Genomic DNA, 23,376 nt, shown 5'->3' on the forward strand with positions numbered 1-23,376 from the left:
TAACAGCCCGGGTCGATTGCGACAGCGCAATCCGTCACAGGCGCCGCGCCGACGGGATCAATCCATGCCGGGCTGCGGCAGGATCGCCACACACATGTGTGTGTTTTAGCCCGCGACATGCAGCGGCGGCGGTGCCGAGGGTCCGGGGACGGGAATTGGGATCGGCGGATCGCCGAGCGGCTCCGGATCGGCCGGTCCAGGCGCGTCGGGATCCGCGTCGGGGTCGTCGCCGGGCGGCGGCGGCACCATCGGGGGGAGCGGCTGGTTGCCGGAGGCGACCGATCGCGGCGACATCGCGTCGCCGGCAAGCCAGTCGAGCGGTCGCCTGCGCGAGGTCTCGCCGAGCAGTCGTCTCATCGCATGCCCTCCATCGTCTGTCAGACCCAACACCGTCGGCCGACCCAAGGTTCAACGCCAGCCGATCCGAACAACGCTTCATGGCGCCCGAAGGGCGACATTCGGGCAGACACGGGGCGGGATCGGCCAGGTGCGGCGTTGTTTTGTCATGCATCATCGCCCATAAGGCTTTCCGGCATATGAACGATGGGTCGACCGATTTGCGCCTGAACGTGATCGAACGCGCGCCTGAGGGGGATGTGCCGGCCGGGCCACCGGTGGTGCTGATCCATGGCCTGTTCGGCCGGGCGCGCAATCTGGGCTTCATCCAGCGCCAGCTTTCTGCACGCTGGCGCACGCTGGCGATCGACCTGCGCAGTCATGGCGACAGCCCGCACGGCATGCTGGACTATCACGCGCTGGCCGGCGACATCGTCGAGACACTGGCCGTGCACGACGCACTTCCGGCGATGATCATGGGCCATTCGATGGGCGGCAAGGCGGCGATGATGACCGCGCTGCTGCACCCGGCGCAGGTGGAACGGCTGGTGGTGGCCGACATCCCGCCCGCCCGCACCGGACACGGTAATTCCGATGTCGCGCAGGCGATGCTCGATCTTGAATTTCCCCGCCCGCTGGACCGCAAAAGCGCGGAAGCCGCGCTCGCGGCGGTGATCGAGGACGGGGGCACCCGTGCGCTGATGGTGCAGAACATCCGCCTCGGCGACGATCCCGGCTGGACCATCGGCCTGCGCGAGATCGTCGCCTCGATGAGCAACATCGAGAGCTGGCCCTATATCCCCGACGGCTACGCCTATACCGGCCCGACCCTGTTCCTGCGCGGCGCGAACTCGCCCTATCTGCGCGCCGAGCATCTGCCGGAGATCCGCCGTCTGTTTCCCCGCTTCGAGCTCGAAACCATCCCCGATGCCGGGCACTGGCTGCATGTCGAGCAGCCGGAGCGCTTCGTCGCGTTGCTGAAGGCATTCCTGGAGCGGTCTTTCTAAAGCGCCGCTGGGGCTCTGAAGCCACCCGGCTTTTCTTCCGCCGCGCGCCATAGATACCACGCAGCAGCCGAGCGGAACGGAGCGAGGTGGGCGGTTGCCTGCGCCATCGCCTTCGGCGCGAGTTGCCTGTCCAGCTCCTTGAGGCGTCGCCAGCCCTCGCGGACGCCGAAATCGTCCACCGGCATGATGTCGCGGCGGCCGAGGCTGAACATCAGCAGCATCTCCACCGTCCAGCGGCCGATTCCGCGCAGCGAGGTCAGCCGCTCGATCAGCACGGCGTCGTCGAGCCGCGCCGCGAGGCGACGGCTGGGCACGATGCCGTCGAGTGTCGCCTGTGCGACGCCGCGCATCGCCGCCAGCTTCGCGCCCGATAGCCCCGCACCGCGCAGGGGTGCGTCCGGCAGGGCCAGCAGCACCGCCGGCGGCAGGAACCCCTCCCCCGCATGCAGCGCCAGCATCCGGCCGAGGATCGCCTCCGCCGCACGGCCATGAAGCTGCTGATGCGCGATGGCGCGGATCAGCGCCTCATAGGGTTCGCGGGCGCGATCGACCCTGAGCCCGCACCGTCCGACGCGGCCGATCAGCGCCGCCATCGCGGGATCGGCGGCGGCGAGATGGCGACGGATGGCCGGCTCGGCAGCGGAGGCAGGCAGGGCCAGCGCTTCGGCACCGATCGCGGCGACGGCATCATCGGCGAGAGTCATGCGTTGATCGCAGCACCGGACGGGATAGCCGTGCAAGGCCCCGGGTGGCAGAATACGGCGCGATGATCGGGCGCGGTCCGTGACGGGAGAGCGGGTATTTCGGACAGCGTGATGCAGCGCCTCGGCGCGCCGGTGCCGAGCATCGAGGGGTTCGGGCTGTTCGCCCCGCCCCAGGGGCGCGCGCGCGCGCCGGTGCCGCGGGGCGACGCGAGACCCCTCTCGCCGCCCGAGCGTCGCGTTCTGGAGCCCCGCGTCGCGCATGCCGCACTCGGACGTGCCGCCGGCTGGCCGATCGGCGCGCTGCGCGGTGGCACGCTGCGCTGGTGGATGGTCGCCGTCTCGCTGGCCGTGCATCTGCTGATCCTGGCGTTCCTGCTGCACCAGGTGCCCGACGCGCATCCGCCGCAGACCATGCTGCCGCCGGTGGAGATGGTCTATGAGCCCGACTCGAAGGATCTCGGCCCGGGTCGCGGCGCACCGCCCACCGCCGATCAGGAGCCGATGGTCAACGTCCCGCTCGGCGTGGCCCCCAACCCGGACATGCCCGACGACCTGCCGCCGCCACCGCCGATCCCCGCCCCCGATGCCGCCCCGGTGCCGCAGCACCGCGCGGCCGGCAATCCGCACGGGCGCGGACGCCGCTCGGGCGGGACAAGCTCGCCGTTCTCGCATCCGATGGACCTCTCCTTCGGCCCCGGCAGCGCCGGCGCGCCGGTCAGCCGCCGTGGCCGCGTAGGCGGGCCGGTGGACCTCTCGCTCGGTCCGATCGCCCAGCAGAAAGCGTTCAGCACCCAGGACCGCTCGGCGATGATCGAAGGCGCGACCGGCAACTATGCCGCCCTGCTGGAGCCCTGGGTCTACCGGCGCTGGAAATATCCCATCACCGCCGCGATGCACGGCGAGCAGGGCCTGACCAAGCTGCACGTGCGCGCCGACAAGGACGGCAACATCCTCAGCCTGTCACTGGAGGGGCCGTCCGGGTCGGTTGCCCTCGACCAGGCGGCGGAGGACGTGTTCCGTCACACCCGGCTGCCGAAACCCACGCCCGACATGCTGACCAAGGGGCCGGTGTTCGATCTGTATCTGGACATGCAGTATATCCTGAACTGATGAGCCCCGACCTCACCCCCGCCCCGATCGCCGCCGCTCTGGATCTGTCGGCCTATGCGAGCGATCTGGAACCCTTCAGCGATGCGACGGCGGCGGTCGCCCGGATCACCGAGCTCTACGACCAGAGCGCGTCGATCCTGCGCTCGGCGTTCATCGCCTTCAGCCATGGCGAGGACGACGCGCCAGACACCGCCGGCGCGGTCTATCCCTATCTGGCGATGTCGGTGGACCGCGCCGGGCTGCATCACGATTCGCGCCTGCCCTACGGCGTGCTGCTGGAACCCGGCTTCTACGGCATCACGCTCACCCGGCCGGACCTGTTCCACAGCTACTGGCTCGAACAGATCGGCCTGTTGCTGGCCCATCACCCGGGCCCGGTCCTGGTCGGGCGCTCGCGCCGGCCAATCCCGCTACCCTATGTGATCGAGGATGCGGTCGCCGATCTCGGCGAGGACAAGCTGCGCCGGCTGCTCGATGTCTTCACCCTGCCGGACCTGCAGTTCACCGACGACGTGATCGCCAATGGCGAGAGCCTGCCGGAGCCTTCGGTGCCGCGCCCGCTGGCGCTGTTCACCGCCGAGCGCACCGACTACTCTCTCAACCGGCTGCATCACTACACCGGCACCGCGCCGACCCATTTCCAGCGTTTCGTGCTGTTCACCAATTACCAGCGCTATGTCGACGAGTTCGTCGCCATCGGCCGCGCCGCGGTCGCCCAGGGCGGCGAGTATGACGCCTTCGTCGAACCCGGCGACCTGGTCAGCCGCCACGGTGCACCGGCCCCCGAGCATCGCGGCGGTCTGCCGCAGATGCCGGCCTATCATCTGTGTCGCCCCGATGGCGACGGCATCACGCTGATCAACATCGGCGTCGGCCCGTCGAACGCCAAGACCATCACCGACCATGTCGCGGTGCTGCGCCCGCATTGCTGGCTGATGGTCGGCCACTGTGCAGGGCTGCGCCGCACGCAGCGGCTCGGCGACTATGTGCTCGCCCATGGCTATGTGCGCGCCGATCACGTGCTCGACGACGACCTGCCGGTGTGGATCCCGGTGCCACCCATCGCCGAGGTGCAGGTCGCGCTGCAGGAAGCCACCGTGAAGGTCACGGGGGTGGCGGATTCCGAACTCAAGACCCGGCTGCGCACCGGCACGGTGGCGACGGTGGACAATCGCAACTGGGAGTTGCGCTTCAACACGCTGTTCCGACAGCTCAACATGAGCCGCTCGATCGCGGTGGACATGGAAAGTGCCACCATCGCCGCCAACGGCTTCCGTTTCCGCGTGCCTTACGGAACACTGCTGTGCGTGTCGGACAAGCCGCTGCACGGCGAACTCAAGCTGCGCGGCATGGCACGGGCCTTCTACCGCGAGCGCGTCAGCCAGCACCTGCTGGTCGGCATCGAGACGATGAAGAAGCTCCGCCACGACGGTGTCGAGCGGCTGCATTCGCGCAAGCTGCGTGGCTTCGACGAGCCGCCGTTCCGTTGAGGCATCGCTACAGGCCCAAGGCGAGGCCGGAAATCCGGCAACTCTACGTGTCGCGCAGGACCTGAACCCTGACCCAGTCGTCTGCCGAAAGCCTGTCGCCATCGGTGGCAAGCCCGAGGCGACGATGCGGCCCGTGTCGGGATCGCTGTCGAAGGCAAGTCGCCGATACCGTAGCCGAGAAAACGTTCGAACGGGCGATAGGCCTGCGGTGACCCGCCAATGACGAACGTTGCGTCAACGGCGGACCGCTCGTGACAATCCGTGCTGCGGATCACCGCCGGAGGATTGTTGTCGATGGCCACGAGCCGGTCGGTCTCCAGCAGCAGCAGCACGAAGCGCACCTCCACATGTCGGGCTGGATGCCGATGAAGGTCGGAGACGGGACCGTCGAGACAACCAGATACCGCATGACGCCACCTCCCCGTTCTGCGTGAGACGAGGCCGGCCTGCCCCAGGCGCCTGTGCCGGTGTGTGACAAACCTCGCCGGTCCTGTGTCGGCGCCTCTCGCCCCTCTCCGGTGCCCGGGCGGTGGAACTGTCGTTACAAAAGCCGCGTTGCGGCGGCAATCGCGCTGGGGGCACGCCTGTTGCACATTCTTCACCTTTCGCTGACCGGATGCCTGCGCGCCCCTCCCGTGCGTTACGGTGTGACCGGTGATACCGGCGGCCATGTCGCCTATGTGCTCGATGCGGCGGCGGCGCAGGCCCGGCTGGCGGACGTGTCGAAGGTCACGATCGTCACCCGGCGTTTCGACGAACCGTCGCTGGACCGGATTCACCTCGTCGCGCACGAACCCGTCTCGCCGAAGCTCGATATCCGCAGGATCTCGGACAGCGACAGCCAATATCTCGACAAGTCGCAACTGCTCGACCGGCTCCCGGAACTCGCCGATTCGCTCGCCGCGCTCCTTGCCGGGATGTCGCCGCGCGTCGATGTCATTCATGCGCATTTCGCCGATGCGGCCTGGATCGCCGGGCAGATGGCGCGGCGACTGTCGATCCCCTTCGTCTATACGCCGCACTCGCTCGGGATCGACAAGGCACGCTGCCTGCCCGACACGGTCGCCGGATACGGACAGCGGGTCGCCCAGGAGAGACACGCGATCGCCTCCGCCGACGGCATCATCGTCTCCTCGCTCGACGAGGCGCAGCGCCAGGTGCCTAATTATGGCGTCTGCACCGAGGGCCGGCTGGAGGTGATCGAGCCCGGTGCGCCGGTCTGTGCGGCGGCCGATGCGTCCGCAGCACGGTATCTGCTCGCCACCCTGCTGAACGATCCGACGCGGCCGATCGTGCTCGCCGTCGCGCGCCCGGTGCGGCGCAAGAATCTCGTTGCCCTTGCCGAAGCCTTTGCCGACTGCCCTGCCCTGTCGGACCGCGCCAACCTCGTCATCATCGCCGGCGATCACCACTCGCCTCGCCTCGACGACGAGGAGCGCGACACGCTGCGCGCGCTGCGGCACGTGCGTGACCGCCTGCCGGGGCGCTTCGCGCTGCCGCCGCGTCACGATCGTGCACTGGTGCAGTCGCTTTATGCCGCCGCGGCAGAAAGCGGCGGCGTGTTCGTCAATCCGGCCCTGCACGAGCCGTTCGGACTGACGCTGCTGGAAGCGGCCCAGGCCGGACTGCCGGTCGTGGCCACCTGCCATGGCGGCCCGGTGGAGATCGTCGCAAGCATCGGTCATGGCTTGCTGGTCGATCCGAACGTGCCGGCAGACATCGCCACCGCCTGCCTGGGGATCATCGACGATCCTGACGCCTACGCGCGCTTCGCCGAAGCCGGCAGGCGACACTCCGGCCGGCTCGACTGGACACGTTACGCGCAGCGATCGCGCCACCTGTATCGTCGCCTGTGCCGCGACGCGACGGCGACCCACAGGCGGCCCGAGCAGGCATCGACGTTGCCTGCGGGGGCGGCGTGACGCAGCCGATCGGCTATTTCGTCCATCACCAGGGACGCGGGCATGCGCTGCGTTGTGCGGCCATCGCGCATGCGCTGTCGCCTGGGCGGCCGATCCGCATCTTCTGCGCGCGGGCCGACATCTTTCCGGAACTGCCACCACACGCGAGCGTGGAGGTGATCGAATCGCTGTTCGAGCTCCAGGGCGACGAACCGAGCGGGCCCGCGCATCTCGACACCCCGCAGACGTTGCACTGCGCACCGGTCGGCTGGGGTGGCATCCGACGCAGCATGGGCACGCTCGCAGGCTGGTTCGCGCAGCAGAACCCTGCCCTGATGATCTGCGACGTCTCGGCCGAGATCGCACAGCTCTGCCGGATCTGCTCGGTGCCGCATGTGTGCGTGATCCAGCATGGCGATCGTTCCGACCAGGGCCATGTCGCCGCTTATGATGGAGCAGCCGGGTTGCTGGCACCGTTCAGCCGCAGCCTCGCGCAGCCGGAATGGAGTGTGGCGCGCAATGCCCGCACCTGTTTCGCGGGCGGGATCGGCTGGCGCAACACGGCCATCGGGCGCGAGGCCGCACGCGCACGCATCGGCATCGCGCCCGACGAGGAGGTGATCGTGGTGATGTCGGGCGGTGGCGGCAGCGGCTTTGCCTCCGCCTCGCTCGGGGTCGGCGCGCGGACCGCGATCTCGGCGCGCTGGATCAGCATCGGCACCGTGCAGCGCGACTGGCATGCAACGGAACCGCCGAATCTCGAACATCGCGGCTGGGTCGACAATCCTCTCGACTATATCGAGGCGGCGGATCTGGTGGTCAGCTCGACCGGCAACACCACCTGCGAACAGGTGCTCGGCATCGGACGGCCCTGGATCGCGGTGCCGGAATGGCGTTATTTCGACGAGCAGCACTGCAAGGCGGCAGCACTCGAATGTGCCGGGCTCGCCGCCTGTGCACCCCACCTGCCGTCCTCGGCGCATCGCTGGCGCGCCCTCATCGAACAGGCCTACATGACCCATGATGCGGAGCGGCAGCGCGCGATGCTCGATCCCGATGCGGCGCGCACCGTGTCCTCGTGGATCGAGACACTGATCGCACGGCTGTGGTCGGGCGATCGCCACGACGCCATCGACAGGAAACGGCACGATGCATGATGTCTCGGTCCTCACACTCGCGCGCGGCCGGGCCGGGCATCTGCGCAACCTGATCCTCGGACTTTCACGACAGACCGTGCGCCCGCGCGAACTGGTGATCGCGGCGATGCAACCCGCGCCATTCGAGGATCTTCCCAACCCTGGCTTCCCGGTCCGCCAGGTGCTGGTTCCGGGCGAGAGCCTGCCGCTGTCGGCGGCACGCAACCGGATCGCCCGGCAGGCGGTCGGGCGCGATCTGGTGTTCCTCGATGTCGACTGCATCCCCGCGCCGACGCTGCTTGCCGATTATGCAGACGCGCTCGACGGCTTTGGCGGCGTGCTGATGGGCGAGGTGATGTATCTGCCCGCGGGTGCCGCCGATCCCGGCTGGAGCTACGCGGGCTTCGAGGCGGTCTGCGAGCGGCATTCCGACCGGCGCGGGCCGCCGGCGTATGGCATCGAGGCATGTGACGACTACCGCTGCTTCTGGTCGCTGAACTTCGCGATGCGGGCAGCGACGTTCGCCGCCAGCGGCGGGTTCGACGAGCGCTATGTCGGCTATGGCGGCGAGGATACCGATTTCGCCAAATCATTCACCACACAGGGCATCCTACTCGCCTGGCTGAACGGTGCGCGCGCCTATCACCAGCATCATCCGCATCACATGCCACCGGTGCACCATCTCGAAAGCGTCGTGCGCAACGCCGAGATCTTCGAGAGCAAATGGGGCTACCGCACCATGGGCCACTGGCTGCATGCGTTCGGCCTGCTCGGGCTGATCGACCATGCGCCCGGGCGGCCGATCCGCATCCTGCGCGACCCGGAGGCACGCGAACGCGACGTCACCGCGCAGGCCCGTCATCAGCCCTATGCCAACACGGCCAGCGTGATCCGCAAGCTCGAAGCCCAGCCCGGTACGGTGTGAGGATCGCGCTGGTCGCGCATCTGCGCCACCGCATCGCCGAGCCCTTCATGGGCGGCATGGAGGCGCACACCTTCCGTCTCGCCGAGGCGCTGATACGGCGCGGCCATCGGGTGACGCTGTTTGCCGCCGGCGACAGCGATCCGCGCTTCGAGATCGACGCCGTGATCGACGAGCATTACGAGGCGCGCTACCCGTGGCGCATCTACCGACAGGACCAGCGCCTCTACAGCTATCTCGACACGGCGATGGCGCAGGCCCGGGATCGGATCTTCTCCGGCGCCTACGACGTCGTTCACAACAACGGCCTGCACCGCTTCATCCTGCAGGCGGCCTGTGCGAGCGGCAGGCCGATGGTGACCTCGGTGCATATCCCGCCCTTCGACCCGCTGCATGGCGAGGTGCTGGCGGCCAATGCGCCCAACCATCGCTACGCCGTGGTCTCGCATGACCAGGTCGGGCGCTGGTGGCCGGGCGAGGTCCCCGACGAAGTCTGCGTGATCCATAACGGCATCGACCTCGACCGCTGGGCATTCGCCGGGCAGGCGCAGGACCATGCCCTATGGTGCGGACGCCTCACGCCGGACAAGGGGCCGCATCTGGCCATCGCCGCCGCCCGGCACGCGGGGATCGCGCTGCGGCTGTTCGGGCTGATCGAGGATCAGGCCTATTTCGACCGCGAGATCGCGCCATGGCTGGGCGACGACATCCGCTATGGCGGCAACCTGACCGGAGAGCGACTGGGCGCGGAGATGCGCCAGGCGGGCGTGCTGGTGTTCACACCGTGCTGGCACGAGCCGTTCGGGCTGGTGCTGGTCGAGGCGATGGCCTCGGGCACGCCGGTGGCCGCCTTCGACCGCGGCGCGGTGCGCGAGATCGTCGATGACACCTGCGGCGTGCTGGCGCCGCCGGGGGATGTCGCAGCCCTTGCCGACGCGATGCTCGCGGCCCGCCACCTGCCACGCACCGCGCCCCGGCAGCGCGTGGAGAGCGCGTTCGGGATCGACCGGATGGTCGACGGCTACGAGCGTCTCTACGGGCTGGCGATCGCCGCCGCCGCGCGGATCAGAAATCCGGCATCGCCTGCGACAGCCGCCCACCCAGCCTGACCGGGGCGACCCGCAGGGCGAGGCCATCGGTAGGCGATGTCTCGACGAAAATTCCGCACAAGGTCGCCTCGCCTGCGGCAGGTGCGAGGCGCTCGCCCGGCAGCTTCTTCCAGAACCGGGCGGCGGCGACCGCCTTGTCCATGCCGATGACGCTGTCGTAGTCGCCGCACATGCCGGCATCGGTCTGATAGGCGGTCCCTCCCGGCAGGATCTGGTGATCCGCACTCGGGGTATGGGTGTGGGTGCCGACGACGAGGCTGACGCGGCCGTCGAAACTGTGGCCGAACGCCATCTTCTCGCTGCTCGCCTCGGCATGCAGATCGACCACGATCGCGTCCACCGTGGCGCCGAGCCGGTGGCGGGTCAGCAATTCGGCCATGCCCGCGAACGGATCGTCGAGCGGGTCCATGAACAGCCGCCCCATCGCGTTGACCACCAGCACACGCCTCCCGTCGGCCAGTACCGCCACATACGACCCCGCCCCTGGCGTGCCGGCGGGGAAATTCAGCGGGCGGACGATGCGCGGCTCGGTGCCGATATGGGCGATCATCTCGCGACGGTCCCAGGCATGATTGCCGAGCGTGACGACGTCCGCACCGGCCGCGAACATCGCCCGCGCCATGTCGGGGGCGAGACCGAAACCGTGCGACGCGTTCTCACCGTTGACCACCACCAGATCGGCACGCAGACGCGCACGCAGTGCCGGCAGGCGGGCGTCGATCGCGTCGCGGCCGCTGCGGCCGATCACGTCGCCCAGAAAAAGGATCCTCACGCCGCGCCACCTTTCATCCGCAACCTCGTCTCGGTCGCCACCGCATCGAGGCCGATGTCATGCGGCCCGACCGGCACGCTGTCCAGCAGCAGGGCCTCTATGCCGACGCCCACACTGCGCGCGCCCGGCAGGGCGGCCAGCGTGCGGTCGTAGAAACCGCCGCCCTGGCCGAGCCGGTGCAGGTCCGCATCGAAGCCCAGCAGCGGCACGATCAGCAGTTCGGGCACGATTTCCATCGTCTGCGGGACCAGCGTGCCGAAACGGCCAGCACGCATCGCGCAGCCCGGCCACCAGCGCCGGAAGCGCAGCGGCGCGGGGCACTCCGGCGTGTCGGGCAGCGCAATGGCGAGGCCCTGCGCATGCAGGCGTGCAAGGAGCGCAGAAAGATCCGGCTCGCCGCCGATCGGCAGGAAGGCCGCGATGACCGGCGAATGATCCGGTCGCAGCACGTCGATCGCCTGTTCGAGATGGCGTTCGAGCGCCATCAGTGCCTCACCATGCGGGGGCCGCCGAACCGCACGCAATCGCGCCCTCAGGGCGCTCTTGTCGAGATCGAAGGGGGAAATGTGCGGAGCCGCCATGGCCGTCGGACTGTCAGCCTCCCAGAGCCTGCAAGTGCAGGTGGGCGCCGGATAACGTGACCAAGGCCACGTCAGAGCCAGCTCCCGAGGAAGTGCTTATCGGCCCAGGGGATGAATTGCCGTCGAACCGGGCAGCCCCGCCTGATGAACTTAGTGATGCTCCAGCGCCTCTGCAATCTCTTCCGCACGCTGCGCGAAGCGAACCAGATGCGCCTCCGCCGCCTCCGCCCGCGCCTCGGCGCGAGCGAGATCGGCGCGTAGGCGGTTGAGCTCGGGGGTGAGGTCGCGTGCGGCCGGGGCGGCGCCGTCGGCGGGCGCGATCTGCATGTCGTGGATCTCGTCGGCCATCAGCAGCGCGGCCAGCACCAGCATGCGCGATTCGCCGCTCTGGTTACCGAGCGCCTTGACCTGATCGACACGGCGATCGATCTCGCTCGCCATGGAGTTGAGATGGCCCTCCTGCCCGTCCGCACAGCCGACGGTGTAGGGGTAGCCGTTGATCCGGATCGTCACCTGCGCCATGGGCGGTCTCCTGTCCGGGGGTCAGCCGTCGTGATGCGGGGCGTCGTGATGGGCCGCTGCCTCCGCCTCGCCAGGCGGCTCTGCCGATGCGACCGGCGTGTTGAGCACCGAGCGCAGCATGGCGATGGCGGAGTCGAGCCGTTCCTCGACCAGGGCGATGGTATGGTGATCGGCGATCGCCACCCGCTCCGGCGGCGGCTGATCGGCGGCCGGCGGCGCCTGGTCGCGCTCGAGCGTGAGGCTCACCAGCGCATCGGCGATCCGGTCGAGCGCGGCAGAGAGCCGCTGCGGCGCACCTGCGACGGCCTGCGTCCTCAGCCCCGCATTGCGATCACGGTCCTCGCCGCGCTGCCAGTCGAAACCGCTCATCAAATCCCCCAGAGGAACTTGCAGTGATGTCGCGCAGCCGGTTGAACGTCAAGCATGAACCCGTCGCATGTCATGACCGCCGCCTGCCTTGCCGACGCCCTCGCAGCACTGGACGCGGCGCCCCCGGGCCCGCTGCTGCTGGTCTCGCCGCCGCAGGCCGGGGCGTCGCTGGGGCCGGGCTGGTGGCTCGCACTGGTGTCGGCGGCGCGCGCCGGATCGGGGCGGGATTTCACCGATCTGCTCGATTGCGGCGATGCCTCCGGCCGTGCGCTGGAGGCGCTGCGACTCGGTCTGCGCGGTCTGGTCCTCGCCCCCGACGCGCCCGGCCGGCAGACGGTGGCGGCACGCGCGGCACTGCTGGGCGCGATCGTGCTGGACGACGCACCCTCGCCTACCCCGGCGGCCGGCCCTTGAGGATGGCGACGACGATGCCGACCACGGTGGTGCCGCCGATGATGCCGGCGACCGCGTCATGGCCTGCGAGGGCGAGGCCGCAGGAGACCGCGATCGCCACCACCGAGAAGCCGAGCGCCATCCAGCGCCCCTCGCGCTCGGATGCGGCGGTGAAGCGCATCGCAAGGCCGCGCTGGTCGCGCTCCGCCTCGGCATTGCGCTCCGCCATGGTCATGATGCGGTCTGGAAAGGACGGATCGATCGCGCCATAGCCGGCCAGGGTCATCGGGTCCGGCAGCGGCCCGGAATGGATGGCGACGCCGACCGTGCGCGCCTGCGCGCCGTCGCCGACAGGCTCCCGCCCGGCCATCAGCGCGTGGTGGCGATGCCTCGCTGCGCCTGCTGCATCGCGCCGCGCAAGGCGGCGCCCGTCTGCGCCCAGGCAGCCGCCTCGATCTCGGCGGCGGTCGCAGGATGGTAGCCGCGTGTCGGGCCGGCAAAGGCGAACAGACCCCCCATCGCGTCGAATAGCCGTCCAGCCATGCCGCGAATGCCGCGATCCGGTCGGCCCGGCGCGGCTGTCAGCGCGTTGGGCATCAGACCGGATGACATCACTGTGCTTGACATGAACAAAGCATGGTCATGCCCCATGGGCACGTCAAGACAAACCGGCATAATGCGCGCGTGCGGCGTCCACCGCAGCGCCCGAGACCAGCGCGAAACCATGCCCGCGCAGCACCGCCTCGAGTGCTGCCAGCGTGGTCAGCACCGCGTCGCGCCGCGCATTGTAGCCCATCGTGCCGATGCGCCAGATGCGGCCGGCAAGCGGGCCGAACGAGGTGCCGATCTCGATGCCGAACTCGTCGAGCATCTCCGAGCGCACCGCCTCGCCCGGCACGCCGGCGGGAATCTCGATACCGACGACGTTGAACATCTTGTGGCCCTGGTCGCCGTACAGCGTCAGCCCCATCGCCCGCAGTCCGGCCGCCATCGCCTCGCCGGCGGCGCGGTGGCGCGCGACCCGGGCCTCGATCCCTTCCTCGAGGATCAGCCGCGCGCATTCACGGGCGGCATAAAGCATCGAACTCGCCTCGGTGTGATGGTTGAGCCGGCGCTCCGACCAGTAATCCATCACCATCGCCAGATCGAAATAGTTCGAGCCGATGCGCGCACCACGCGCCGGCGCGTCAGCTGCGGTCGCGATACCGCCCTCGACGTGACGGCGTGAGAAGATGTGCGCGGCTGCGCGGTCGGAGATGGTGATGGGCGCGATGCCCGGCGGCCCGGCGAGGCATTTCTGCAGGCCTGCGGTGACGATGTCGGCCCCCCAGGCGTCGACCGGCACCCGCATCCCGCCCAGGGTCGCGGTGGCGTCGACATAAAGCAGCGCGCTATGACGGGCGCAGATATCGCCCAGGGTCTCGATCGGCTGTGCCATGGTGGTGGAGGTGTCGCCATGCACGGTGGCGACCACACGCGGCTTGACCCGTGCGACCGCCGCCTCGATCTCGGCCGCCGGCACCACCTCGCCCCAGGGCGCCTCCACCAGGGTCACCACCGCGCCGCAGCGCTCGGCGATCTCGCGCAGCAGCAGGCCGAAGCGGCCCGAGCTGAGCACCACCACCGCCTCGCCGGGTGCCAGCAGCGAGACCAGCGACGCCTCGATCGCCGCGCGCGCGGTGCCGTCGATGAGGAAGGTCCAGCGGTTGTCGGTCTCGAACACGGCGCGATACAGCGCCATGGTCTCGTTCATGTAGGTGGTCATCTGCGGGTCGAACTGGCCCAGCAGCGGCACCGACATCGCGCGCAGCACACGCGGATGTGCATTCACCGGCCCCGGCCCCATCAGCAGGCGGAACGGGGGGTCGAGTTCGCTGAACATCGTCGGGCAGGCTCCAGGGGCAGGGCGATTTACGACAAATTGCGCTGTCACCGGGCCAGGCGCAATCTTCGACCACATATGCACGCGCCGCATCGCTTGCGCCCATGATTCCCACGACTGCAACTGCAACGCGTCGCCGACGCTGACACGTCTGCAGGACAAGGAGACTTGCGGTGACATCGCCCGACCCGCCGAACATGCCGCCGGCCGCAGCCATTGTCCTCGTGGTCGAGGACGAGACCCTGCTGCGCATGCATTCGGTCGATTTCATCGAGGCGGCCGGCTATCGCGTGCTCGAGGCCGCCGATACCGATACGGCGATCGCGGTCCTCGAGGCCAACCCCGCGATCCGCGTCGTGCTCACCGATGTCGACCTGCCCGGCTCGATGGACGGGCTCAAGCTCGCCGCCGCGATCCGACGCCGCTGGCCGCCGATCGAGCTGATCGTCACCTCGGGCGCGGTCACGCCACAGCCGGGCGACCTGCCCGAACGCAGCATCTTCGTGCCGAAACCGGTCGATCCACGCCGCGTGCTCTCCGCCATCGACGGATTCATCGGTCTGGACTAGACCGGGCGCGCGATCCCGCATGACGCGACTGGAGACACGACCAACGTGACCCGACCTTCCGGTCGCGCGGCCGACACGCTGCGCGACATCTCGATCACCACCGGTTTCGCCCGCCATGCCGAGGGCTCGGCACTGATCCGGGTCGGCCATACCGAGGTGCTGTGCACCGCCAGTGTCGAGGGGCGCGTGCCGGGCTTCCTGCGCGGCCAGGGCCAGGGCTGGGTGACGGCGGAATACGGCATGCTGCCGCGCGCCACCCACAAGCGTGGCGACCGCGAGGCCGCGCGCGGCAAGCAGGGCGGGCGCACGCTTGAAATCCAGCGCCTGATCGGTCGCAGCCTGCGCGCCGTGGTCGATCGCCGGGCGATGGGCGAGATGAGTGTCACCATCGACTGCGACGTGCTCAATGCCGATGGCGGGACGCGCTGCGCCGCCATCACCGGCGGCTGGGTGGCGCTGCATCTGGCCTTCGCGAAACTGGTGTCGCTGCGTGCGCTGCCGGCCAATCCGCTGACCGGGCAGGTGGCGGCGGTGTCGTGCGGGCTGGTGGCGCGCGACGACTCCGGGCCGGAAGCGGTGCTCGACCTGGATTATGCGGAGGATTCCGCCGCGATCGCGGATGCCAATTTCGTACTCACCGATGCCGGCGCGATCGTCGAGATCCAGGCCAGCGCGGAGGGCGCGCCGTTCGCGCCGGACGCGTTCGCGCGACTGCACGAGCTGGCACGAAGCGGCATGGAGGGGCTGTTCGCCGCCCAGCGCCGGGCGATCGGGGTGGAGGTCTGACGATGCCGATCGATCCGAACGCGCCGCGACGGCTGGCGGCAGGAGGCCGTGTGGTGCTGGCCAGCCACAATCGCGGCAAGCTCGCCGAGTTCGGTGCCGTGCTCGGCGCGTGGGACATCACCGTGCTGCTCGCCTCCGATCTCGGTCTGCCGGAGCCGGACGAGACCGAGGACAGCTTCGCCGGCAATGCCCGGCTGAAAGCGCTGGCGGCGGCGAAGGCCTCGATGCAGCCGTCGCTCGCCGACGATTCCGGCTTCGCGGTCGACGCGCTGGGCGGCGCGCCCGGCATCTTCTCGGCCCGATGGGCGGGTCCGGAGAAGGATTTCGCCGCCGCGATGCGCCGCATCCATCACGAGGCGGCCGCCAATCCCGACCATTCGGCCGCGTTCGTCTGCGCGCTCTGCCTCGCCTGGCCGGACGGGCATGTCGTGGAGGTGGAGCGCACGCTTCGCGGCGAATGGGTGTGGCCGCCGCGCGGTTCGGGCGGATTCGGCTACGATCCGATGTTCGCACCGCGTGGCAGCGCGCTCACCTTCGGCGAGATGAGCCGCGAGGCCAAGGCGGCGATCAGCCATCGCGCGCTGGCGATCGCCGATCTCGCCGCGATGGTCCGGCCGTTGTAGGAGGCTGGCCGCACAGGATCAGACCACGCGAAGCGGGCCGGTTGCGAGGGCGCTCCCGCGCCGGGCCAGCACGGCATAGGTTCCGGCCCCGATGGCGATGCCTATGAACCACGAGAAGCCGGTCAGCGACGCGAGCGCGGGGATCACATAGCCGGCGGACGCGATCGCGCCGCCGAGCACGAAAGCGATCAGCCCGGCCGGATTCCAGCCCGACCGGGCGCCATAGATCCCGTCATAGCGATACAGGTCGGCGACCGAGAGGTGCTGGCGGCGGATGAGGTAGAAATCCACCAGCATGATCCCCGTCACCGGACCGAGCAACCCGCCGAGCGCGCCGAGCACCGCGAAGATGCCCTGCGCATCACGAAACCACAGCCACGGCGCGAACAGCACGGCGATGGCCAGCACCAGCGTCGCCGCACTGCCGAAACGCAGCCGTCGCGGCATCAGGTTCACCAGATCATAGCTCGCCGGCATGATGTTGGCTGCCACGTTGACCGACAGGGTGGCGAGGATGATGGTCGCCCCTCCGAACATCAACAACCACTTGCTGTGGAAGGCGAGCAGCAGCTCGACGGGGTCCCAGATCGCATGGCCGAACACGATCACGGTGGCCGAGGTGGTGATGACGCTCATCGCCATGAACACCACCGCGGTGATCGGCAGGCCGATGAGCTGGCCGAGCGCCTGGTCGCGCTCGGAGCGGGCGAAGCGGGAGAGATCGGGGATGTTGACTGCGAAGGTCGACCACACGCCGATCATGCCGGTGACACCGACGAAGAAGGTGGTCCACGAGGCCGGATGATGCCCGGGCGGCACGGCGAACAGCGGTCCCAGCCCGTGCGCGACATGCAGGCCCCAGGCGGTGGCACAGGCGCCGACCGCGATCACCGCCGGCCCGGCGACGAGTTCGAAATTGCGGATACGGTGCACGCCATGGCTCACGATCCAGGCATGCAGTGCCCAAAACAGCGCCATCGCCAGCCACAGCCGCAGGCTCATCCCCAGCACCGCACCGCCGATCGCGGCCCAGCCCGGCGACAGCGCGGCGAGCATGGCGTCGAGCGCCTGCGCACCCGCATACCCCTGCACCGAGACCCAGAAGATGGCACAGAAGCCGCGCAGTACCACCGGTACCTGGCCGCCGTGCGGGCCGAAGGCACTGCGGATCAGCACGCAGAACGGCAGCCCGTAGCGCGTGCCGGCACGGGCGTTGAACCACATCGCAAGAAACAGGACGGCATAGCCGACCGCCACCGCGGCGAGCGATTCCCACGCCGTCAGCCCCAGCGCCATCAGCCCCGCCGCGGCCTCATAGACCACGACATTGTGCACCATGCCCATCCAGACGGTGGCCATGTTGACCCAGGACCAGTCGCGCTGGGCCTGCGGCACCGGCGCGAGATCGGGATTGTAGAGCCCCGCATCGGCCCATGACGGCCGCTCCGCCCCATCGACTGCCGCACGCTGCATCCGCTTTTCCGCTCCGCCTCAGTGACACGGGATCAGCAAGAATCGTGCCGGATTGCCCTGCATGACCCTAATCCGGGCGAGCGCCGGCGATGATCGAGTTCCAGGACGGGAAGAACGATCCCCTGTGCGCCAGCACCCGGCGCCGGGAATCCACGCAGCCCTCGAAGGCCTCGCGCGCCTGGGCGAACCCGTCGGCCCGGACGATCCAGGGCAGGTCGCGGCCCTGCGGGAAGCTGATGCGGACATAGCCCTTCATCAGGATCAACTGGCTGATGAATACGAAGTCGCGCGGCGCGAACAGCGTTCCGATGGTCCCGTCATGCAGGGTGCCGGAGAGCATCTTCTGCGGCAGACCGGGCATGTCGATCGCATAGGACGTCCTGCCATGCTTCGGTGACTTCCAGGAGGCCTGGCTGAGCAGCAGCAGGATGTCGGAGCTGTTGTCATGCCATGCGAAGGCCAGCTTCGGCATGCCGGACTCGCGATGCAGCCCGATATAGCAGCTCCCGATCCCGTCCGGGCCGACCCCGTGGCCGAAATCCCAGAAGGCGTTCACCGGCGCGAACGGGATGCCCGGCTGGCCGGCATGCTCGCCCTGGTTGGGAAAGGTCGGCGTGAGCATCGCCTGCTCGGCAAACGACCCCGGCGCCGGGACCAGCGCGGGCGTGGACTGTGCGGCGGCGCGAGCGAGAGGGCCCGGCGCCAGCAGGACGCAGGCCAGCAGAGACCTTGCCCGCCGCGATCGCGAGGCCGGGCCGAGGGTGATACGCATGACGCCAGTCACATCCCGTTGGTGATGCGCAACATTATACCGCACCGGCAGGATGCTGACGACCCGGGTGGCAGACGGAACGGATCGCGCGTCTGCGATGCCGCGGCCTTCCCCCGGAGCCCGTCACGCAGGAAACGGCGGCTCGGCCGCAAATCGCGCGGCGAGCGCATTGCCGAAGGCACGCGCACCGGAGGTCAGCCCGGCATTGCGCTGCCATACCAGACCGAGCACCGTCTGGGGCTCCGGCAGCAGCGTCTCCTCCGCAACCAACCGGTCGGTATCGAGGATCGACAACGGTGCCCAGGCGACGCTGCCGGGCATCTCCAGAAGTGCCACGGATTCGATCTGTGAATTGATCTCGATCCGGTTGGGCGGCATGCGCAGCCCGGCGGTGGCCAGCATGCGCTCGAACAACGGCCGCATCGCCAGACCGGCGGTGGGAATGATCCAGCAACGCTGGCTGAGGCGATCCCAGTCCATGGCGTCGTCGCGCGGCAACCGGCGGTCCCTCGGCGCCACCACCACGCAGCGATCGCGCGCCAGAGGCAGACTGGCCACCCACGGATGGTTCTCGATCTCGAACAGATCGAAAACCACCAGGTCGAGCCGGTTCATCTGCAGATCGCCCAGCAGGCGCTCGCGCATGCCGTAGTCGAACTGCACCATCAGATAGGGATGGCGGGTCTTGATGTCGCAGATCGTGCGCGCCACCGCGGCCTGCAGTGCCGGCGCCTGCAGGCCGATGCGTACCGTGCCGTGCACCGACCCGTCGAGCGCGGGCAGTTCCTCGTTGAGCACCCGCAACTCGGCCTCGATGCGCCGGCCGCTCTCGAGCAGCCGGATGCACACCGCCGAGGGCATCAGCCCGTCCTTGGTCCGGTCGAACAGGCGCATGCCGATCAGGCTCTCGATCTCGATGCAGCTCTTCGAGACCGCCGCGGCACTCAGGCCCAGCCGCTCGCCGGCAAGACGCATGTTGCGGGTGCCGACCAGGGTCTCGACGAGCCGGAAGTGTCGCAGCTTCAGCACGCGGCGCAGATCGACCAGCGTCGGGAGGGGCGGGGCGGGAGTCAGCAGGTTCGACAGGCTCACGTCAACTTTCCGTTGATGACCACAAACTTCATTTCCCTACCACTTCTGAGCACGGATTAGCCATTTTCTTCGCAACGCCAGCAATTTTTCTATGTCGTGGGCCAGGAAAGACACAGATGCCCGTTTCATGTTCATATGATCCGATCCAAGGCAGCGAGATAGGCCAGTTCGCCGGCCCCGCGACGACCAAATTTCCTCGCCGGTCGCACCGGCAGCACCTGCGGGCGGGGTTTGCCGCCGTCGTCCTGGCCGGGACGACGCTGGGAGCGACCCTGGCAGCCGCACAGGCCGCAGATCCGCCGCGCCGGAAGCATCCGGCCGCGCGCCATGCCCCGGCCGAGACCGCCGAGGAGGTCGACGTGGTCGCCCGCCGACCGGCCTTCCGCTTCTCGGCCGCCCAGCATGCGGCGGATTCAACCATCCGGCTGACCGGTCAGGATCTGATCCGGCGTGGCGTGGTCAGCAAGACCGACCTGCAGAACCTCGCCCCGAACCTGTCGGTGCAGAGCGTCAACGGCACCTCGTCGACCAATTTCCAGCTTCGCGGCATCGGCACCTCCGACTACACGCAGAACAGCACGCCCTCGGTGCTGACCTATATCGACGATGTCGCCTTCCCGGTCAGCACGATGAGCAACGGCATGCTGTTCGACATCGATTCGGTGGACATCCAGCCGGGGCCTGCGGGTTTCACGCATGGCTTCGCCAGTTCCGGCGGCGAGGTCGCGCTGCATACAGCCGATCCGACCCCGCAATGGCATGGCGGCGTCACAGAGGATATCGCCAGCTACGCCCGCAGCCGCACCACGGGCTACATCTCCGGCCCGATCAGCCCGACGCTGTCGTTCCGCATCGCCGCCGAGACCATCCATGGCGGCGGCTGGCAGTATGATCCCGCCAATCGCACCCATCTCGGCGATTCCGACGAGACCGCGCTGCGCGCCAAGCTGAAATGGACGCCCGACAGCCGCACCACGGTGAAACTGACCGGGCATTTCGTGCGCGACAGAAGCGGCGTGGTGGTCGGCCAGCCGATGATCAACCTGCTCGGCACCAGGCTACCGCCCAACGAGCCGCAGCAGGCCTACTGGGACCTTTCGCCGCGCTTCGCCCGGCTGATCGGCCGCAGCCCGGACACCAAGCCGAGCGAGGACAACACCTTCTGGGGCGCGAACATCACCGCGACCCATCGTTTCGATCTCGCGATGCTGACCTCGATCAGCGATTACGAGAGCGAGCGCGTCGGCGAATACACCGACCAAGACGCCACCACCGCGCGCACCGGCGATACCTACCGCAACATCGTCGCCGACAGCTTCATCCAGGAACTGCGCCTCGGCGCGGTCGATCCGGATGCGAAGCTGCAATGGGATCTCGGCGCGAGCTACAATCGCGTGCGGATGTACCAGCAGTTCTTCTTCGACTTCTCCGACTATCCGCTGCGCGGCTATCTGTCCGAGACCTCGTTCGAACAGCATCAGCAGACCTTCGCGCAGTACGCGCATGTCTCCTACGCGCTGCCCTGGCATCTGAAGATCTTCGGCGGCCTCAACCACGAGGCCGACGACCGTCAGCTCATCGGCCTGCGCACGGTGCACTACAACGTCAACGCGCTCGACTTCGCCGACACCGCGACCAACGCCAACCAGTTCAGCGGCGAGGTCGGGCTGCAATGGCAGCCGAGCCGCGGGTTCATGAGCTACGTGAAGGTCTCGCGGGGTTTCCGTCCCGGCGGCTTCACCGCGAACAACACCGTCGTGCAGGACCAGCTCGCGCCCTACAAGCCCGAATGGCTGCTGGCCTACGAGGCCGGCTTCAAGAGCGAGCCGATCCCCAACGTGCTGCGGCTCAACGGGGCGGCGTTCTACGACGACTATCACGACCAGCAATATCTGGGCTCGTTCGTGGTGCCGAGCTACGGCCCGCTCGGGCGCTTCACCAACATCCCCAAATCCGAGATCTGGGGCCTCGAGGGCAGCATCGACCTGCACCCGCTGCCGCACCTGTATCTGGTGCAGAACATCGGTTACGAGCGCGGCAAGTATCAGGATTTCTCCGCGGTCAATTCGGCCGCGACCAACCAGTACTATCTCGCCCACCATGTCTGGACGCCGATCTACACCAGTTACAACGGCGTCGATTCCGGCATTCCCAAGCTCACGCTCAACGGCACCGCCACGCTGCGCTTCGATCCGCTGCCGGCGCACCAGATCGAGGGCGGTCTGGACTGGTCGTATCGCGGTGCGCAGGCGCTGGTGCCGGGCGGACAGGGCTATTATCGGCTGCCGGACTACTTCCTGCTGGGCGCGCATCTGACCTGGCGGGCGACGAAGCAGCACTGGTTCGCGACCGTCTACGCCACCAATCTGCTCGACCGGCAGTACTACGTGACCGGCGGCCAGGCGACGACGACCTATTTCTACATCCCCGGCGCGCCACGCATCATCGGCGGCCGCTTCGGCGTCGATTTCTGATGCGCGCCGGCGCGTCTGCCCTCACCATCGGGGCGGTGCCCCCCACAGCCAGCGGAGCCTTGCCCATGGCCGTCGCCAGCCCGTCACCGCGCAAGCGGATGCTGATCGGCATCTGTGCAGGCAATTTCCTCGAATTCTACAATTTCGGCGTCTACGCCTTCTTCGCGCCGATGCTCGCGGCGGCCTATTTCCCCAAGGGCGACCATCTCGTCGCCCTCACCCTCGCACTGCTGACCTTCGCGATCGGCTTCCTCGCCCGGCCGGTGGGTGCGGCGGTGGTCGCCGCCTATGCCGCGCGCGCCGGACGACGCGCCGCCCTGATGCTCACCTTCTCGCTGATGGGCCTGGGCTCGGCGCTGATCGCGCTGACCCCTGGCTACAACCGCATCGGCATCGCCGCCCCGGTGATCGTGCTGCTCGGCCGCCTGATCCAGGGCTTCTCCGATGGTGGCGAGGTCGGACCGGCGACGACGCTGCTGTTCGATCTTGAGGCCGCGCATGGGCGCGGCGGCATCGTCTCGCTGCAATACATCACCCAGCTCTGCGCGATGCTGGTCTCGGTGATGGTCGGCGCCGTGCTGGCGGCAGTGCTGCCGCACGACGCGCTCTATGGCTGGGGCTGGCGAGTGCCGTTCCTGCTCGGTCTGATGGTGGTGCCGGTGGGGCTGTTCATCCGCGGCAGCGAAACCATGGACCATGCACCGCCGCCGCAGCCGGCCCCCGTCACCACCACCGCCCCCGTCGCCGCCATCGCGCTCGTGCTGACAGTGATCGCCTGCGGCACCATCGGCACCTACATGCGCGCCTATGGCGTCAGCTACGCCGTCTCCGTGCTGCATCTGTCGCCCGGCATCGGCATGCTGGCAATGTCGGCCGGGCTTGCGACCGGCATCCTCGCCACCATCGCAGGCATCCCGCTCGCCGCCAGGATCGGTACCATCCCGCTGGTGCTGGCGAGCACGCTCGCCGCCATGGTGCTGACCTGGCCGCTGTATCACCACGCCATCACCACGCCGGGCCTGTCATCGCAACTGCTGCTCAACATCGCACTGTTCGCCATCACCAACCTGCCGGCGGGGGTGCTGTGGAAGACGATGCTGGGCGCGCTGCCCGAGCGCAACCGCTCGCTCGCCTTCGGCCTGATCTATGCGCTGGCGGTGTCGATCTTCGGCGGCTTCACCCAGCCCGTGGTGACCTGGCTGATCACTGTCACCGGCAGCGCGATGGTGCCGGCCTGGGTGTCGATCGCGCTGGCGCCGGTCGGCACTGCGGCCCTGCTGCTTCTGCTTCGCAAACAGCGCGGGACACAGACCCGCGCCGCCCCCGCCCTCGCCTGACGATCTCAAGACAAGG

Annotated in this window: 25 protein-coding genes and 1 other RNA gene; 13 read left to right on the plus strand and 13 right to left on the minus strand. The window is 68.7% G+C overall.

The features are described 5' to 3' along the window. Positions 1 to 105 precede the first annotated feature (105 nt). Positions 106 to 357 carry a hypothetical protein gene (locus FHR90_RS06630; RefSeq protein WP_176622538.1) on the minus strand — a complete coding sequence of 84 codons (252 nt, stop codon included), beginning with the start codon at positions 355 to 357 and terminating at the stop codon, positions 106 to 108. Between the two features lie 200 nt (positions 358 to 557). On the opposite strand from FHR90_RS06630, the gene FHR90_RS06635 reads away from it, so the two are divergent. Next, positions 558 to 1,343, plus strand: a complete 786-nt coding sequence (locus FHR90_RS06635) for an alpha/beta fold hydrolase (RefSeq protein ID WP_176622544.1) — start codon at positions 558 to 560, stop codon at positions 1,341 to 1,343. Here FHR90_RS06635 and FHR90_RS06640 read toward each other — a convergent pair. After that, positions 1,340 to 1,936 carry a DNA-3-methyladenine glycosylase family protein gene (locus FHR90_RS06640; protein WP_183275002.1) on the minus strand — a complete coding sequence of 199 codons (597 nt, stop codon included), beginning with the start codon at positions 1,934 to 1,936 and terminating at the stop codon, positions 1,340 to 1,342. The two genes, FHR90_RS06635 and FHR90_RS06640, sit on opposite strands and share 4 nt — an antisense overlap. Before the next feature lie 222 nt (positions 1,937 to 2,158). Between FHR90_RS06640 and FHR90_RS06645 the strand changes: the two genes are divergently transcribed. From FHR90_RS06645 to FHR90_RS06670, 6 genes are all read left to right on the plus strand, one after another. After that, a complete protein-coding gene (locus FHR90_RS06645; protein WP_183274949.1) occupies positions 2,159 to 3,157 on the plus strand; it encodes a TonB family protein in 999 nt (332 codons plus the stop codon). After that, positions 3,157 to 4,647: an AMP nucleosidase gene (locus FHR90_RS06650; RefSeq protein ID WP_176622903.1), complete on the plus strand. Its 1,491-nt coding sequence runs from the start codon at positions 3,157 to 3,159 to the stop codon at positions 4,645 to 4,647. The genes FHR90_RS06645 and FHR90_RS06650 overlap by 1 nt, the downstream gene beginning before the upstream one ends. A 647-nt stretch (positions 4,648 to 5,294) precedes the next feature. Beyond that, complete coding sequence (locus tag FHR90_RS06655) at positions 5,295 to 6,569, plus strand: glycosyltransferase (protein WP_183274950.1); 1,275 nt, start codon at positions 5,295 to 5,297, stop codon at positions 6,567 to 6,569. Beyond that, a complete protein-coding gene (locus tag FHR90_RS17730; RefSeq protein ID WP_176622899.1) occupies positions 6,566 to 7,705 on the plus strand; it encodes a glycosyltransferase in 1,140 nt (379 codons plus the stop codon). Before FHR90_RS06655 ends, FHR90_RS17730 begins: the two co-directional genes overlap by 4 nt. After that, on the plus strand, positions 7,698 to 8,609 hold the full coding sequence (locus tag FHR90_RS06665) for a glycosyltransferase family 2 protein (RefSeq protein WP_176622897.1): 912 nt from the start codon (positions 7,698 to 7,700) through the stop codon (positions 8,607 to 8,609). The genes FHR90_RS17730 and FHR90_RS06665 overlap by 8 nt, the downstream gene beginning before the upstream one ends. After that, positions 8,606 to 9,715, plus strand: coding sequence for a glycosyltransferase (locus tag FHR90_RS06670; protein WP_176622895.1), 1,110 nt, complete (start codon positions 8,606 to 8,608; stop codon positions 9,713 to 9,715). The genes FHR90_RS06665 and FHR90_RS06670 overlap by 4 nt, the downstream gene beginning before the upstream one ends. Here FHR90_RS06670 and FHR90_RS06675 read toward each other — a convergent pair. The 5 genes from FHR90_RS06675 to FHR90_RS06695 form a co-directional block, all read right to left on the minus strand. Then, positions 9,672 to 10,487: a TIGR00282 family metallophosphoesterase gene (locus FHR90_RS06675; protein WP_176622893.1), complete on the minus strand. Its 816-nt coding sequence runs from the start codon at positions 10,485 to 10,487 to the stop codon at positions 9,672 to 9,674. The genes FHR90_RS06670 and FHR90_RS06675 overlap by 44 nt on opposite strands. Continuing rightward, positions 10,484 to 11,068 (minus strand): 5-formyltetrahydrofolate cyclo-ligase, encoded by a 585-nt coding sequence (locus FHR90_RS06680; protein ID WP_176622891.1) that lies wholly within the window; start codon positions 11,066 to 11,068, stop codon positions 10,484 to 10,486. The genes FHR90_RS06675 and FHR90_RS06680 overlap by 4 nt, the downstream gene beginning before the upstream one ends. Beyond that, positions 11,055 to 11,209, minus strand: a non-coding RNA gene (ssrS, locus tag FHR90_RS06685) — 6S RNA. The genes FHR90_RS06680 and ssrS overlap by 14 nt, the downstream gene beginning before the upstream one ends. 9 nt (positions 11,210 to 11,218) lie before the next feature. Beyond that, positions 11,219 to 11,590, minus strand: a complete 372-nt coding sequence (locus FHR90_RS06690; protein WP_176622889.1) for a cell division protein ZapA — start codon at positions 11,588 to 11,590, stop codon at positions 11,219 to 11,221. Between the two features lie 21 nt (positions 11,591 to 11,611). Further along, on the minus strand, positions 11,612 to 11,959 hold the full coding sequence (locus FHR90_RS06695) for a hypothetical protein (protein WP_176622888.1): 348 nt from the start codon (positions 11,957 to 11,959) through the stop codon (positions 11,612 to 11,614). 54 nt (positions 11,960 to 12,013) lie between these two features. Here FHR90_RS06695 and FHR90_RS06700 point away from each other — a divergent pair, with 54 nt between their 5' ends. Then, complete coding sequence (locus FHR90_RS06700; RefSeq protein WP_183275011.1) at positions 12,014 to 12,373, plus strand: hypothetical protein; 360 nt, start codon at positions 12,014 to 12,016, stop codon at positions 12,371 to 12,373. Here the strand turns inward: FHR90_RS06700 and FHR90_RS06705 are convergent. The 3 genes from FHR90_RS06705 to FHR90_RS06715 all read right to left on the minus strand — a co-directional run bounded on the left by FHR90_RS06705 (position 12,351) and on the right by FHR90_RS06715 (position 14,234). After that, positions 12,351 to 12,722, minus strand: coding sequence for a DUF2335 domain-containing protein (locus FHR90_RS06705; protein WP_183274952.1), 372 nt, complete (start codon positions 12,720 to 12,722; stop codon positions 12,351 to 12,353). The genes FHR90_RS06700 and FHR90_RS06705 overlap by 23 nt on opposite strands. Then, positions 12,722 to 12,895 (minus strand): hypothetical protein, encoded by a 174-nt coding sequence (locus FHR90_RS06710; RefSeq protein ID WP_183274953.1) that lies wholly within the window; start codon positions 12,893 to 12,895, stop codon positions 12,722 to 12,724. The genes FHR90_RS06705 and FHR90_RS06710 overlap by 1 nt, the downstream gene beginning before the upstream one ends. A 115-nt stretch (positions 12,896 to 13,010) precedes the next feature. Then, positions 13,011 to 14,234 (minus strand): pyridoxal-phosphate-dependent aminotransferase family protein, encoded by a 1,224-nt coding sequence (locus FHR90_RS06715; RefSeq protein WP_176623597.1) that lies wholly within the window; start codon positions 14,232 to 14,234, stop codon positions 13,011 to 13,013. Positions 14,235 to 14,407: 173 nt separating this feature from the next. Here FHR90_RS06715 and FHR90_RS06720 point away from each other — a divergent pair, with 173 nt between their 5' ends. From FHR90_RS06720 to FHR90_RS06730, 3 genes are read left to right on the plus strand one after another with little or no spacing between them, the layout of a single operon-like run. Then, a complete protein-coding gene (locus tag FHR90_RS06720) occupies positions 14,408 to 14,803 on the plus strand; it encodes a response regulator (protein WP_266152795.1) in 396 nt (131 codons plus the stop codon). 45 nt (positions 14,804 to 14,848) lie between these two features. Beyond that, positions 14,849 to 15,589: a ribonuclease PH gene (gene rph, locus FHR90_RS06725; RefSeq protein ID WP_176623595.1), complete on the plus strand. Its 741-nt coding sequence runs from the start codon at positions 14,849 to 14,851 to the stop codon at positions 15,587 to 15,589. A 2-nt stretch (positions 15,590 to 15,591) separates the two neighbouring features. After that, positions 15,592 to 16,212, plus strand: coding sequence for a non-canonical purine NTP pyrophosphatase (locus tag FHR90_RS06730; protein WP_176623593.1), 621 nt, complete (start codon positions 15,592 to 15,594; stop codon positions 16,210 to 16,212). 18 nt (positions 16,213 to 16,230) lie between these two features. Here the strand turns inward: FHR90_RS06730 and FHR90_RS06735 are convergent, their stop codons facing one another. From FHR90_RS06735 to FHR90_RS06745, 3 genes are all read right to left on the minus strand, one after another. Next, on the minus strand, positions 16,231 to 17,685 hold the full coding sequence (locus tag FHR90_RS06735; RefSeq protein ID WP_176623591.1) for an NCS1 family nucleobase:cation symporter-1: 1,455 nt from the start codon (positions 17,683 to 17,685) through the stop codon (positions 16,231 to 16,233). Positions 17,686 to 17,752: 67 nt separating this feature from the next. Further along, positions 17,753 to 18,457: a hypothetical protein gene (locus tag FHR90_RS06740; RefSeq protein WP_176623589.1), complete on the minus strand. Its 705-nt coding sequence runs from the start codon at positions 18,455 to 18,457 to the stop codon at positions 17,753 to 17,755. A 123-nt stretch (positions 18,458 to 18,580) separates the two neighbouring features. Beyond that, positions 18,581 to 19,549 carry a LysR family transcriptional regulator gene (locus tag FHR90_RS06745; protein ID WP_176623587.1) on the minus strand — a complete coding sequence of 323 codons (969 nt, stop codon included), beginning with the start codon at positions 19,547 to 19,549 and terminating at the stop codon, positions 18,581 to 18,583. A gap of 116 nt (positions 19,550 to 19,665) precedes the next feature. On the opposite strand from FHR90_RS06745, the gene FHR90_RS06750 reads away from it, so the two are divergent. Both FHR90_RS06750 and FHR90_RS06755 read left to right on the plus strand, forming a co-directional pair. Further along, entirely contained in the window at positions 19,666 to 22,023 is a 2,358-nt protein-coding gene (locus tag FHR90_RS06750; RefSeq protein ID WP_183274954.1) for a TonB-dependent receptor, read from the plus strand. A 65-nt stretch (positions 22,024 to 22,088) separates the two neighbouring features. Beyond that, positions 22,089 to 23,360 (plus strand): MFS transporter, encoded by a 1,272-nt coding sequence (locus FHR90_RS06755; RefSeq protein WP_176622863.1) that lies wholly within the window; start codon positions 22,089 to 22,091, stop codon positions 23,358 to 23,360. The last annotated feature ends 16 nt before the right edge of the window (positions 23,361 to 23,376 follow it).

It is taken from the genome of Endobacter medicaginis (assembly GCF_014192375.1).
Taxonomy (GTDB): Bacteria; Pseudomonadota; Alphaproteobacteria; order Acetobacterales; family Acetobacteraceae; genus Endobacter; species Endobacter medicaginis.